The 12,735-nt window shown below is 72.1% G+C and carries 12 protein-coding genes; 4 read left to right on the forward strand and 8 right to left on the reverse strand.

Features of this window, described 5'->3' with window-relative positions:
* Positions 1–90: 90 nt before the first annotated feature.
* The 4 genes from POL25_RS09030 to POL25_RS09045 are packed head-to-tail and all read right to left on the reverse strand — an operon-like array spanning position 91 to position 3,588.
* On the reverse strand, positions 91–1,053 hold the full coding sequence (locus POL25_RS09030; protein WP_272085519.1) for an ABC transporter permease: 963 nt from the start codon (positions 1,051–1,053) through the stop codon (positions 91–93).
* Between the two features lie 6 nt (positions 1,054–1,059).
* The gene (gene thpR / locus POL25_RS09035) at positions 1,060–1,605 is read right to left on the reverse strand and encodes an RNA 2',3'-cyclic phosphodiesterase (protein ID WP_272085520.1); all 546 of its coding nucleotides are present in this window, start codon (positions 1,603–1,605) and stop codon (positions 1,060–1,062) included.
* Between the two features lie 33 nt (positions 1,606–1,638).
* A complete protein-coding gene (locus POL25_RS09040; RefSeq protein ID WP_272085521.1) occupies positions 1,639–2,232 on the reverse strand; it encodes a response regulator transcription factor in 594 nt (197 codons plus the stop codon).
* A 42-nt stretch (positions 2,233–2,274) separates the two neighbouring features.
* Positions 2,275–3,588, reverse strand: coding sequence for a sensor histidine kinase (locus POL25_RS09045; RefSeq protein WP_272085522.1), 1,314 nt, complete (start codon positions 3,586–3,588; stop codon positions 2,275–2,277).
* A gap of 87 nt (positions 3,589–3,675) precedes the next feature.
* Here POL25_RS09045 and POL25_RS09050 point away from each other — a divergent pair, with 87 nt between their 5' ends.
* From POL25_RS09050 to POL25_RS09065, 4 genes are read left to right on the forward strand one after another with little or no spacing between them, the layout of a single operon-like run.
* Positions 3,676–4,653: an NHL repeat-containing protein gene (locus tag POL25_RS09050; protein ID WP_272085523.1), complete on the forward strand. Its 978-nt coding sequence runs from the start codon at positions 3,676–3,678 to the stop codon at positions 4,651–4,653.
* A 44-nt stretch (positions 4,654–4,697) separates the two neighbouring features.
* Positions 4,698–5,870, forward strand: a complete 1,173-nt coding sequence (locus POL25_RS09055; RefSeq protein WP_272085524.1) for an NHL repeat-containing protein — start codon at positions 4,698–4,700, stop codon at positions 5,868–5,870.
* Positions 5,871–5,892: 22 nt separating this feature from the next.
* Positions 5,893–7,026, forward strand: coding sequence for an NHL domain-containing protein (locus POL25_RS09060; protein ID WP_272085525.1), 1,134 nt, complete (start codon positions 5,893–5,895; stop codon positions 7,024–7,026).
* Positions 7,026–8,150 carry a hypothetical protein gene (locus POL25_RS09065; protein WP_272085526.1) on the forward strand — a complete coding sequence of 375 codons (1,125 nt, stop codon included), beginning with the start codon at positions 7,026–7,028 and terminating at the stop codon, positions 8,148–8,150. Before POL25_RS09060 ends, POL25_RS09065 begins: the two co-directional genes overlap by 1 nt.
* A 168-nt stretch (positions 8,151–8,318) precedes the next feature.
* Here POL25_RS09065 and POL25_RS09070 read toward each other — a convergent pair whose 3' ends face one another.
* The 4 genes from POL25_RS09070 to POL25_RS09085 all read right to left on the reverse strand — a co-directional run bounded on the left by POL25_RS09070 (position 8,319) and on the right by POL25_RS09085 (position 12,734).
* Positions 8,319–8,777, reverse strand: a complete 459-nt coding sequence (locus POL25_RS09070) for a putative ABC transporter permease (RefSeq protein ID WP_272085527.1) — start codon at positions 8,775–8,777, stop codon at positions 8,319–8,321.
* Positions 8,778–10,499, reverse strand: coding sequence for a CAP domain-containing protein (locus POL25_RS09075; protein WP_272085528.1), 1,722 nt, complete (start codon positions 10,497–10,499; stop codon positions 8,778–8,780).
* Between the two features lie 4 nt (positions 10,500–10,503).
* Positions 10,504–11,736, reverse strand: a complete 1,233-nt coding sequence (locus POL25_RS09080; protein WP_272085529.1) for a carbohydrate-binding family 9-like protein — start codon at positions 11,734–11,736, stop codon at positions 10,504–10,506.
* A gap of 407 nt (positions 11,737–12,143) precedes the next feature.
* Entirely contained in the window at positions 12,144–12,734 is a 591-nt protein-coding gene (locus tag POL25_RS09085) for a hypothetical protein (RefSeq protein ID WP_272085530.1), read from the reverse strand.
* Position 12,735: the final 1 nt, after the last annotated feature.

A 12,735-nucleotide genomic window follows, 5' to 3' on the forward strand; every position in this document is an offset into this window, starting at 1 on the left:
GCCGCTGATGCACGGACAGGTTGTCCTTCGTGCCACGTCCTCGCGGAGGCCACGCTCATGCTCCGCTCCGCGAGCATCGCTCCGCCCCCATCAGTTCACGTCCCTTCGGCGGACGCGCGGATCGATCCACCAGACCACCGCGTCGCACAGCGCCTGGCCGGCGATCGTCACCGCCGCGGTCGCAACCGCGATCGCCTGCACCAGCGCCGCGTCGGCTTCGTGGATCGCCGCGACCAACAGCGCCCCGAGCCCGGGGATGTTGAAGAGCTCCTCGATCACCACGCTGCCGACCACCACGTGCGAGATTCGCTGGCCGATGCGGGCCACGACCGGGCCGACCGCAGCGCGCAGCACATGTCCGGCGATCCGCCGCTCCGGCACCCCGCGCGCGCGCAGGCCGTCGAGGTGCGGGGCCGCCAGCTCGCGCTCGAACACCGCCCGGTAGTGGCGCACGTCGGGTCCCCACTGCAGCAGCGCCCACACCAGCGCGGGCAGCATCACATAGGCCAGCGGGCTCTTGTCGGCGCCCGCGAGCGGCCAGCCGAGCACCGGGAACCAGCCGAGGCGGTGGGCCAGCACGTGCTGCGCCAGCACCACCACGATCACGCTCGAGGTGCTGAGCACCGCCGTCGAGAGCCCGCTCAGCGCCCGGTCGACCGCGCGCCGCCGGGCCGCCGCCAGCCCGCCGTTCACCGCCGCTGCTGTCCCGAGCAGCCAGCCGGGCAGGGCGTAGGCGAGCGTCGGCCCCAGCGCCTGCAGCATCAGCGGCCCGGCCGGGGCGCCGCGCGCCTGGCTCGCCCCGAAGTCGAACGTGATGGCCCTTGCGACATGTTCCAGGAGACGTGTCCCAAAGGACCGGTCGAGCCCCATCGCCACGCGCAGGGACTCGCGCGCCTCCGGGCTGGCGCCGCGACCGAGGCGCAGCGCGGCCGGGTCGGCCAGCCACTCGAAGGTCAGGAACACCAGCACCGCCACCAGCGCCAGCGAGGCGACCGCGACCACCAGGCGCCGCAGCACGGCCGGCCAGGGGATCGACGCGGGCCGGGCGGACATGGCCTTTCAGACAGGTCGCAGCGGGAACCCGGCCTCGATGCGGTAGGCCGAGCCGTGGTGCGTCTTCGTGCTCGAGAACAGCAGCACGCGCTCGACCGGGAACAGCTCGGTGCGGACCAGCGCGTGCTCGGTCAGGTAGACCATCACGTCGTCGAGCTCGCAGTCGGCGACCCGGGCGATCGTCACGTGCGGGATGAACTTGCGCGGGTCGGGCGGCACCCCGGGGACCTTGCGCAAGCAGGCGTCGATCTTGTGGCGCAGGGCCAGCAGCGGCTCCGGATCGGCCAGCCCGGCCCACACCGAGGTCGGCTCCCCGCGGGGCGGGAACATGCCCATGCCCTTGAGGCCGAGCATGAACGACGGGCTGTCGAGCTCCTGCAGCGCGTCGACGATCTCGCGGTGGACCCGCCCGTCGACCTCGCCGATGAAGCGCAGCGTCAGATGAAACTTCTCGGCGCCCTCCCAGCGGGCTTCGGGCAGGCCGTAACACATCATTTCGAGGTGATCGTCGACCCCGGACGGCAGGTCGATCCCGATGAAGAGGCGCGGCACCCGGCCACTATAACGCGAACCGCCCCGGCCCGCTCACGGCGCGTCCGGCGGCTCGTGGCTCGGGCGCCCGCGGGCCAGCTTGCGCTGCAGGCTGCGGCGGTGCATCCCCAGCCGCCGCGCCGCCTCCGACACGTTGCCGTTGCAGTCGGTCAGCACCTGCTGCAGGTGCTCCCACTCGAGCTCGTCGAGCGGCTTGGCCGCGTGCGGGCTCGGCGGCTCGACGATGGTCGGCTCGACGCGCTCGAACGCCCGCAAGATCTCGTCGGGCTCGGCCGGCTTGGTCAGGTAGTAGGTCGCCCCCAGCTTGATCGCCTCGATCGCCGAGGCGATGCTGCCGAAGCCCGTCAACACCACGATCGCCATCGTCGGGTCGAGCCGGCGCAGCGCCGCCACCAGCTCGAGGCCGCCGCGGCCCGGCATGCGCAGGTCGACCACCGCGCGGTCCGGCGCCCACGCCTCCGCCTCGGCCATCGCGTCTTCGAAGTTGTGGGCCACGATCGACGCGCAGCCGCGGCGGCGCAGCGAGCCGGCCAGGGCGGCGCAGAACAGTTTGTCGTCGTCGACTACGAGCACCGTACTGTGGCTGTCCTCTGCCTCCGGCATCTCGCGCTCCTCTGCCGCAAGCATCCCGCGCCCGTGACGTCGCGGCAAGTCTGCGGCCGCGCGGCCTCAGCCGCCGCGACCGTCGGTCGCACCGTCGCGCAGGGCCTCGCGCAGCGGGAAGCGGACCGTCGTCGTGGTCCCGCGGCCGTGCTCCGACTCGAGCTCGATCGTGCCGCCGAGCTTGCGCAGGTGGGCCCGGGCCAAAAACAACCCCAGGCCCATGCCTTTGCCCTCCGGCTTGGTCGAGAAGAACGGATCGAACGCCGCCGTGACCGCCTCCGGCGCCATGCCCACCCCGTCGTCCCGCACCCGCAGCAGCGCCTGGTCCGCCACCACGTCGATCACCACCCGCACCCCCGTGCTGCCCGGCTTGGCGCGGCAGGCGTCGACCGCGTTGGTGCCGACCGCCCGCACGATCTGCAGCACCACGTCCTGGGGCTGCGTCGTCGTCGCCGCCGCCCCGTCCGGCGCCAGCTCGATCTTTACTTCGCCGCCGAGCGAGCGCAGCTCTTCGCCGAGCTCGGCCAGCGGCCACGCCTCGGCGGCGGCGGCCAGGCTGCCGACGCGCAGCTCGGGCGACGACATCTGCTGCAGGATGTGCTTGCAGCGGGCCAGCTCGTGCCGAATCGTCTGCATCGCCTCGCTCTGCTCGCGCGAGTCCATCACCGGCAGGTCGGTCACCAGCACGCCGATCGTCGCCAGCGGCGAGCCGAGCTCGTGGGCTGCCCCGGCGGCCAGAGTCCCGAGCGCGGCCAGCTGGCGGTCCTGCTGGGCCGTCAAGCGCAGCCGCTCGAGCTCGGCCCGCTGACGCGCCAGCGAGATGGCGATGCGGTGCACGAAGTAGATCACGAACGCCGCCGAAATGCCGAACGCCACCCACATGCCGCGGATGTGGCCGAGGAAGTGCTCCTCGTGGCCGGGCGGGCCGACCGGCGCCGGGCCGAGCACGAACAGGCTGGCGAACCCGAGCAGGCACGCGCCGCCGATCGCCCACGCCCACCCCGGCGACAGCTGGATCGCCAGCGTCATCGGCACGAAGTACATCGAAGTGAACGCGTTCGAGACCCCGCCGGACAGCGCCAGCAGGGCGGTCAACGCCGCCGCGTCGAGCAGCAGGTGGCTGCCCGCCAGCGACATCGTGGCCCGCCCGCGCGCGAGCACGCGGCGGGCCACGAACAGGTTGGCTCCCGCCATGAGCCCCACGACAATGCTGGTCCCGATCGGCTCCGGCTGCGGCGGGAACCACGACACGATCTGGCGGAACAACGTCGGCCGCACCAGCTGCAGCGTCCAGCCCAGCGCGATGAGGCCGAGCATCACCCAGCGGGCCACCACGAACAGCCGCAGCGTGATCTGGACCGAGCTCGTGAGCCGTTGCATCGCGCGACCATGCCACAAAAGCCGCGCCGCGTTCGGCCGCGCGCCGGCTTGCGACCGCCGGTCGCGCGGGTGTGCTACCGTCGCGCCATGCGTCGTGCCCTGGTCTGTCTTATGCTTTTGTCCGCCTGCCCCGAACCGGCCCCCGCGGAGGGCACGTGGGAGATCGTCGAAAAGGGCCTGCCCGGCGCCCTGATGAGCGTGTGGGGCAGCGGCGCCGACGACATTTGGATCGTCGGTGCCGACGCCGGCGACGGTCCGGCGGTCAAGCACTGGGACGGCGCCGCCTGGGCCGAGCTCGACGCCGGCAGCCCCGGGCACCTTTGGTGGGTCAGCGGCCGCGGCGACGGGATCTGGATGTCCGGCGACGGTGGGCGCGTGCTTCGATATGACCGCAAGGACATGTCCTTCGAGACATGGACAGCGCCCTCGCCCGAGCGGCTGTACGGGGTGTTCCCGCTGGCCGAGGACGACGTGTGGGCGTGCGGCAGCGACGAGCAGAACACCGCCGGCGTGATCTGGCGCTATGACGGCGCCGCCTGGGCCGCACCGGCGGGCCTCACGCCGGAGCTGATGGCCGGCTTCGCCTGCTTCAAGATCTGGGGCTCCGGTCCGGACGATCTATGGTTCGTCGGTTACGGCGGGGTCGTCCTGCGCTACCAGGGCGGGACCTGGAGCCGCATCGAGCTGCCTGCCGACAGACCGCTGTTCACCGTGCATGGCGCGGGCGACGAGGTCTTCGCCGTCGGCGGGGCGGTCTCGGGCTACGTCGTCGAGCTCGGGGACCAGAGCGCCCGCGACGTCACCCCGAAGGGCGAGGTCCCGCAGCTCGCGGGCGTCTATTTGGGCGAAACCGCCACGGTCGCGGCCGGGCTCGAGGGGGCGATCTGGCAGCGCGGGGATGACGGTGTTTGGGCCGCCATCGAAGCTGCCCCGACCACCCCGCTGGAGTACCATGCCGTCTACGCCGACCCCGAGGGCGGCATCTGGGCCGTGGGCGGCCGGATCTACACCGGCAACCTGAGCGACGGACTGCTCACCCATTACGGCCCCCCGCTCCCGCAGTGAATGCTTACACCTGCCGCTTAAACCCCAACCATCGGTAGCTCAAGATGATCCGCAGCCTCCCCCTCCTCTCGCTCCTCGCAGTCGCTGCCCTCGCGCCCGCATGTGACAGCGACGGCCCCCCGCCCTGCCCGACCACCGCGGGCACCATCTGCACCTGGGCCGGCGACGGCGAGGCCGGCTTCAACGGCGACGACGAGCCGCTGGCCCAGGCCCGCCTCTATTGGCCGATCGATGTCACGATCACCAGGGGCGGCGAGTTCTACATCCTCGACTGGAACAACCATCAGGTCCGCCTCTTGACCGAGGAGGGCACCCTGAAGACGGTGATCGGCACCGACTTCGTCGGCGACGGTCCGTTCGACCTGTCCGACCTGATGGCGCCCGGGGCCGATGGCACCGAGATCAACCTCAACCATCCGACCCAGATGCTCGAGGAGGCCAGCGGCACGCTGCTGCTGATCTCGTGGCACAACCACAAGATCCGCCGCTACGATCCCAAGACCGGCAAGGTGATCGTGATCTGCGGGCGCGGGGCCGGCTACGCGGGCGACGGCGGGCGGGTCGACGACCCGATGGCGCGGCTCAACCAGCCCTCGGGCGGCGCGCTCGACGACGACGGCAACCTCTATCTGCTCGACCAGCGCAACCAGCGGATCCGCCTGCTCTCGGCCGACGGGGCGATGCTCAGCACCGTCGCCGGCTCGGGCGAGATGGGCTACGGCGGCGACGGCGGCGGGCCGATGGCGGCCAAGTTCCACTTCCCGCCCGGCAGCAACCCGCCGCCCGCTGGCACTCTGGCGCGCGACGCCGAGGGTCGGCTCTACATCGCCGACACCTTGAACCACGCGATCCGCCGCATCGACTTCGCGGCCGACACCATCGAGACGGTGGCCGGCACCGGCGAGGCCGGCTACGGCGGCGACGACGGCCCCGGCACCGCGGCCAAGCTCAACAACCCGCGCGACATCGAGATCGGCCCCGACGGCCGGCTCTACATCGCCGACGAGCTCAACCACCGCGTCCGCGCCCTCGACCTCGAGTCGGGCGTCATCACCACCGTCGCCGGCAACGGCCGCGCCGAGTTCAGCGGCGACCGCGGCCCGGCCGTCGACGCTGGCCTCAATCGCCCGACCGGCGTCGCCTTCGACGCCGAAGGCACCCTCTACGTCAGCGACAGCCACAACCACCGCGTCCGCACCGTGGTCCTCGGCAAGTAACTTAGAACAGGAACTTAAAGCCATGTCCATCAAGACCACCGCCACCCTGCTCTCGCTCGCGACCCTGTCCCTGGCGGCCAGCTTCGCCTGCGACCGCGACGAGCGCTGCCAGCCCGGCCCCGGCAAGATCTGCACCTACCTCGGCTCCGGCGAGGCCGGCCTCGGCGACGACGGCCTCGATCGCGAGGACACCCACCTCTATCTCCCGCAGGACCTCACCTTCGCCGGCGACGGCCTGGCCTACGTGCTCGACTGGAACAACCACCGCATCATCACGGTCGAGCCCGACGACACCGTGAAGCAGGTGGTCGGCACCGGCGAGCTCGGCGACGCGCCCGACGGTGACGCGCTGAGGACCAACCTCAATCACCCGACCCACCTGAGCAACTCGCCCGACGGCAAGCTCATCATCTCTGCCTGGCACAACTCGAAGATCATCGAGTTCGACCCCAAGGCCGGCACCCTGACGACGATCTGCGGCAACGGCATGCGCAGCTACGGCGGCGACGGCGGCCCGGCCAAGGACGCGATCCTCGACCTGCCGGTGGCCACCGCGTTCGACGCCGCGGGCAACATGTACATCACCGATCAGGCCAACCAGCGGATCCGCAAGGTCGGCGTCGACAAGGTCATCGACACCTTCGTCGGCACCGGCATGGCCGGCTTCAGCGGTGACGAGGGCCCGGCCGCGGCGGCCCAGATCAAGCTGCCCGGCGGGCAGTCGGCGCCGCCGGCCGGGCGCCTGGCGATCGACGGCGCGGGCACCATCTTCCTCGCCGACTCGGGCAACAACCGGATCCGCAAGATCGACCCGAGCGGCGTCATCACCACCTACGCCGGCAACGGCGATCCGACCTTCGGCGGCGACGGTGGCCCGGCGCTGAAGGCCTCGCTGTCGCGCCCCAGCGACATCGACCTCGACCCGGCCGGCAACCTCTACATCGCCGACACCGACAACTCCTGCGTGCGCAAGGTCGACACCAAGGGCGTCATCACCACCGTCGCCGGCCAGTGCGGCAACCCGGGCTACGGCGGCGACGGCGGCCGGGCGGCCGCGGCCCTGCTCGACCGCCCCTACGGCATCGAGCTCGAGGACAACCTCCTCTACATCGCCGACACCCACAATCACCGGATCCGCGTCGTCGGCCTCGAGTGATGCCTGTCCTTCGGGACATCCTCACCTTCGGGCTCGCGTTGCTGGTCCCGGGCCTGGCCTGGGCCGGCAACGTCGGCTTGCCGCGCACGCCGGTCCAGCACCGGGGCGAGGCCTGCCTGACCCGGGTCGACCGCAGCGTCGACCCGGTCGTCCACCTCGAGTACACCGTCCCCTCGGTCGACATCTGCCTCACCCCGGACGAGCCGACCGACAGCCGCACCCACCAGTTCGTCGCCTTTTGCCGCGACGCCCCGCCGGAGTCGATCCCGCACTGGCTGAGCCTCGCCGACGTGCAGGCCAACATCGACTCCGGGTACTTCGACCCCGCCGAATTGAAGCCGGGGCAGGTCGTCGAGGACACCCCGTACTTCGCCGATTGCTGGTTCCCGATCACCGGCGCCGAGGAGCGGCGACCGATCACCTGCGCCGCCGCGCGACCGGGCGTCGACTGGGACACCTCCGCGCTCGCGCCCGGCGCCTACGTCGTCGCCGGCTACACCTACGAGCCAACGCTCAACGACTGGACGCCGCGCCGCGGGGTGTTTCGCGTCCACGACGGCGACCTCGACATCGCGCCGCCGGCCGCGGCGATCTTCACCACCGCGGTCGACGTCTGGTACGGCGATCCCGTGCGGCTGACCGCGTGTGTCGACGCGATGGCCGGCTCGACGTGGAAGCTCGAGTACGCCGAGATGCCCGACGAACCGCGGCTCGAGCTCGACTGGCAGCCGCTGGTCCCGGTGGGGCCGGTCGAGTCGACCGAGTTCGAGGTCGAGTTCGTGCTGGACGACGTGCACGCGGACGTGCGCCTGCACGTGCGGCTGGTGGTCGAGGACCCGGAGGGGCGCACGACCATCGCCCACATGCCGACGCCGGGCACAGTGCTGATGCGCAAGCAGACCGGAGTGACCGGCAGCGGCGGCGACGAGCCGAACGACTTCGATTTCTGCCGCGACAACCCGGCCGCAGACGACCTGCCGGACTGCGGCAAGGGCAGCGGCGACGAGTCGTCCACCCCGCCCGACGCGCCGGGCGACGGCTGCGCCTGCGATGCCTCGAGCCCGGGCGGCTCGGCGCTGGCGCTGCTCGTGCTGCTCGCGTGCGGCCGTCGGCGCCGCCGCTGAAGTCGCTCCCGTCTCCGCGACACGTGGGCCCGAGTTCGTCCCGAGGACATGCCTATCAAGACATGTCCTCATCGACATGTCTTCATTAACATGGCCTTATCGACATGTCCTTATCGACATGTCCTTGGATCACGATCGCAGCTCGAGCAGCCCGACCCTCGTCACTGCTCAGCCGCCGAGCCCGCGCAGCGCGTCGTGAAGCCGCTCGAGCAGCAGCCCGAACGTGAACCACACCGGCGCATAGTCGAGCCGCACCAGCCCGTGGACGTGCCAGCGCGCGTAGCTGTAGTCCCACGGGCATCGGCCCGAAGCCGCGCGCAGCAGCCGGCCGAACGCGTACTCGACCGCGAAGATCGCCGTCGTCCACAGCGCCCCGCGGATCGGCCACCACCAGTCGCGGATCAGCTCGTGACACGGCTCGAAGGCCAGGCCGCCGAGCCCATACAGCGGGAACATCCACAGGTACGTATGCCCGGCCAGCTTCCACCGCTCAGGCCGCGTCATCGCCACGCGCACGCGTGGGTCGAGCGGGTCCTTGCGTGTACCGGTGACCAGCTCGTACGCGGCCGTCCACACGATCTCCGCCGCCCAGCCGATCACCCCGTAGATCAGGAATCGCAGCAGCACCTAGCGCGCCGCTCCCACGGCGATGATGACGATCAGCGAGCCGACATCCTTGCCCTTGGCGACCTTGGCGATCCCGACCCCGACCGCCCCCGCGACCGCCTCGGACCACAGCTTGACGCCGTCGAGCGAGGCGAAGCTCGGCGCCAGCACGCGGTGCGTCTCCACGCGAGCGAACTTCTGCTGCTCGACCCGCGCGTCGTACTGCTTGTTCGCGCGGCCCTCGTCGCCAGCCGCGATCCCGTCGGCGAACCCCTGCGCCGCCTCCGACAGCCCGCGGTGCCATCCGATCGCGGCCAGGCCCTTCTGCTTGCGCAGCGCGTCGACGCGGTCGCGCAGCGCCTTTGGCATGTCGGAGGTGGGCGCGTCGGCGCCGACCTTCGAGTAGTAGTTCTGCGTCAGCAAGATCGGTCGCGGCGCGTCCTTGGCCTCGGTCTCGGGCGGAGCGATGACGACGCCGATACCGACGTGGGTCACGTCGGTGGCGAGGATGTTGACGCGATGCCCGGGGCTCTGCATCAGCCCCTGGTGGATCGCCCACGGCCCGTAGCCGCGGGCCAAGTTCTCGCGCACCACCGCCGACTTCACGCTCGCGCGCGCGAAGCGGTCCTCGACGTCGCCGGTGGTCGGCGACGTGTGACCGACGAATCCGCTGCGCAGCATGTCCTCGCTGTGCGCCTGGGCCAGCGCCGCCGCCTGGTTGTCCCACTGCAGCAGCGGCAGCCCCTGGCGCGCGCGCGTGTCGTTGAGCGCGGCGAAGTTGGCCCGCGCGACCTCGCCGGCGTCGACGCTGGCGTCCAACCGCTCGACCTCGACGCGCAGCGCCCCCGGCGGGTCCTCGCCGCAGTACAGCGGGAAGTTGGCCACGACCTCCGGCCCGTATGTCCCTTCGGCCAGGACCTCGACCTGGTAGGCCCCGCGCCCGCGCTCGCAGGAGAACTGGCCGACGAACTCGCCGCGCGAGATCTTGGCCGGGATCGGCGTCCACCGGCCCTGCGGGTCGAACACCTCGAACGACGGGTTCTGCCGCTTGCCGAGCAGGCGCCCGCGGATCTCCGCGCGCCCGCCCGCCGGCAGCGCCTTGGCCATCGGCTCGATCGCCGCCCCACGCTCCGTCAGCGCCACCACCAGGCGGATCGTCCCGTCGGGCAACGCCGTCACCCCGACGCCGAAGTACACCCCGCCGCGCGTCAGCTGGCGCACCGACTCGCGCGCCGCCTTGGCCAGCATCGCGATCGCCTCGCGGCAGCTCGGCCCGACCTGATCGCCGCACGGCGCCCCGTCGCGCGGCAGCTCGGAGATGGCCAGCCGCGGCGGCGGATCGAACAACCCGACCCACGACGTGATGCCGGTGATCAGCGCCCCCGGCACGTTGGTGCGGTCGGGCGCCGTACGGGCCAGCTCGCGCGCCGCGCGTGAAAGCCCCGGATCATGGCGCAGGCCGGCGCCGTTCATCGCCTCGACCAGCGCCGCCTCGGCCGCGATCAGCGGCTGCTCGACCGGGGTGCCGTAGCGCGGCGCCGCGGCGGTCGACAGCCGCACGTCCTCGACCGAGATGCTGATCCCGCGCACCCGCGGGGCCGAGGTCGCGCCGTCGGGCAGCACGCCGCCGGCCCCACCGCCGCCACCACCGCCGCCGCCACCCGGCGCGCCGGCGCAACCTGTCTGCACGAACATGCTCGAAAGGACAAGTCCGAACGCACATGTCTTCAAGTTCAGCATCATCGTCTCACTCGAGCCGCAGCACCGCCGCGTTGTCCCAGGCGTGGAAGTCGGGGGCGCGGGTCGGGCTCAGCGACAGGCCGACGGCCCGCTTGCGCCCGACCCGCTCGAGGCGGAACGCGTTGACCCGCAGCTGCATTCCCGCGCGCGGCGGGCAGGCCAGCTCGGTCTCGGCGCACAGCTCGTCCCACGGGATCGCCACCTCGACGACGAAGCCGTGGTCGCGGTCGCGCGGCCCGTCGACCGTGCCGCTGGCCTGCACCGCCGTGCGCCAGCGCGAGTCCCAAGCCTCGTCGCCGGCGCGGTAGCGCGGGAAGCGAGCGTCGAACGTCACCCCGCGCGCCGACACCTGATACTCGAGGTAACGCCGGCCCTCGTTGGTGGCCGCGACGAACAGCTCGAACGCCTCCTGCTTGTAGAGCGGATCGTCCTGCTGCGTGTACTCGGTCCAGAGATCGTCGTCGGGCACGTCGGCGGCGGCGTAGAGAAACTCGTCGTCCCATGCGAACGCGACCCGCGTGCCGAGCCCCGGCGACAGCGACCCGAGCGGCGTCACCTGCCCCCTCGTCGTCGCAGTCGGGTCGGGCTCGCCGTCGAGCGACAGCGTCAGCGGCACGCCGGTCTGGCCGCTCCATGTCGGCTCGTCGAGCACGCCGTCGACCGTGATCGCGCTGGCGCGCACCGCCCTGACCTGCATCGGCCCGCCCACCACTCGCACCGCCCCGAGGATCGCCACGCCATCGGCCCGCCGCGGCCCCGCGACCGCGAAGTCGCCGACGAGCTCGGCGACGATCACCGCATGGCTCGCATGCCACGGCGACGCCAGCGGCAGCTCGACCACCACGTCCTCGAGCGGCCCCGCGAGCTCGACGAAGCGATCGCGCGGATCGTCGACCTGTCCCTTCGGCACGCTCGTCTGCCCGCGCGCCTCCTGCAGCCCCGCGATCTGCGGCGCGCGCAGCCCGACCTTGAGCCGCGCGCCGGCGCCGATGCCCGTCGCAGTGAAGCGCACCGTGATCGTCTCACCCGCGCGTGGGTCGGCCGGCGAGAGCTGACGCGCGCCGATCGTGGCCCCGCCGGCGAACCGCACGTCGCCGTCGAACCGCTGCCCGCCCTGCGGGTCGACGAACTCGGCCGCGCGCAGCACCGGTTCGACCGCAGGCTCGGCCCGCTCCGCCGGCCCGCGCGGGTCGCCGCCGCACGCCGACGCCGCGACGAGATGTCCCCAAAGACAGCTCATCGCGAGGCCGGCCCGGCGCATCCGCGCTGACGAGACCACAACCGAGTCCGCCTTGGCAAGGCGAGCGGCGCGAACGCCCCGCCGCAACGCGGAGTGATTTCGCACGTCGGGCACCGTGCGCCCCGCAGGCGACAAAATCTCGCCGAACGGCCCCGGACTCCGCCGTCGCGGCACTCGGCGCAACGCCCCGGCGCGCGCGTCGCATCCCGGCCGCTCCGTCCCCGACCTTTTTTAAATGGGGCTTGATTCACATGTCCCAAAGGACAGCATCGAGGCCCGGCCTCGCCCACATTTTTTCTCATCGCTGCGAAACATCTGTCCCCGAGGACAGCCACGCCCGCCGCCCCGTCTGTGTAGCGATGGCAACGCCTTATCACGAGCGACTCGCCCCGCGGGCTCGCTCCGCTTCAGCGCGTCGACAGCGAGAACTCGCGCGTGGCCGGGACGTAGCTGCCGGCCACGTCCTCGGCGAGGCGGTGCTTGGGGCTGATGCCCGGCCACTCGCAGCGATCGGCGCGCCGCAGCGGGTACGCGTTCGCGTAGCCCAGCCAGCTCGCCACCGCCAGGCAGTCCATGTCCTCGGGGACATGTCCGCGGATCTCGACGCAGCGACCGCCGCGGAACTGCAGCTGCAACGTCGGCTCGCCCGCCGGCGTGGCCCAGCCGCCCGCGAAGCGCAGCGCACCGAGCTCTTGCTCGATCTGCTTCTGCGTGCGACCCAGCCACTGTCCCGGCGGGCGCAGCGAGCTCGCGGGTGCGCTCGGCCCCGCCGCGGCGCCTTCTGTCTGCGCGGCCCCGGCTTGGCCCGCGACCTCGTCCGAGCCAGCGGCCGGCGTCCCATCCTGCGGATCGAGCGTCGTCGCTTCCTCACTCACCCCGGGCATCTCGGCCGCGACCTGCTCCGGACCCTGCGCCGGGCCTGTCCGCGAGGACATGTCCCTAGCGCCAGCACAACTGGCGAGCCCGCCGACCACCAGCCACGCGAGCAAGCGAACCATG

This window comes from Nannocystis bainbridge (genome assembly GCF_028368995.1).
GTDB classification, from domain to species: domain Bacteria; phylum Myxococcota_A; class Polyangia; order Nannocystales; family Nannocystaceae; genus Nannocystis; species Nannocystis bainbridge.

Excerpts from the sequence above, each read along its gene's own strand:
- POL25_RS09030 (WP_272085519.1), bottom strand. The coding sequence starts at position 1,053 with ATGTCCGCCCGGCCCGCGTCGATCCCCTGGCCGGCCGTGCTGCGGCGC.
- POL25_RS09040 (WP_272085521.1), bottom strand. The coding sequence starts at position 2,232 with ATGCTTGCGGCAGAGGAGCGCGAGATGCCGGAGGCAGAGGACAGCCAC.
- POL25_RS09045 (WP_272085522.1), bottom strand. The coding sequence starts at position 3,588 with ATGCAACGGCTCACGAGCTCGGTCCAGATCACGCTGCGGCTGTTCGTG.
- POL25_RS09050 (WP_272085523.1), top strand. The coding sequence starts at position 3,676 with ATGCGTCGTGCCCTGGTCTGTCTTATGCTTTTGTCCGCCTGCCCCGAA.
- POL25_RS09055 (WP_272085524.1), top strand. The coding sequence starts at position 4,698 with ATGATCCGCAGCCTCCCCCTCCTCTCGCTCCTCGCAGTCGCTGCCCTC.
- POL25_RS09060 (WP_272085525.1), top strand. The coding sequence starts at position 5,893 with ATGTCCATCAAGACCACCGCCACCCTGCTCTCGCTCGCGACCCTGTCC.
- POL25_RS09065 (WP_272085526.1), top strand. The coding sequence starts at position 7,026 with ATGCCTGTCCTTCGGGACATCCTCACCTTCGGGCTCGCGTTGCTGGTC.
- POL25_RS09075 (WP_272085528.1), bottom strand. The coding sequence starts at position 10,499 with ATGATGCTGAACTTGAAGACATGTGCGTTCGGACTTGTCCTTTCGAGC.
- POL25_RS09080 (WP_272085529.1), bottom strand. The coding sequence starts at position 11,736 with ATGAGCTGTCTTTGGGGACATCTCGTCGCGGCGTCGGCGTGCGGCGGC.
- POL25_RS09085 (WP_272085530.1), bottom strand. The coding sequence starts at position 12,734 with ATGGTTCGCTTGCTCGCGTGGCTGGTGGTCGGCGGGCTCGCCAGTTGT.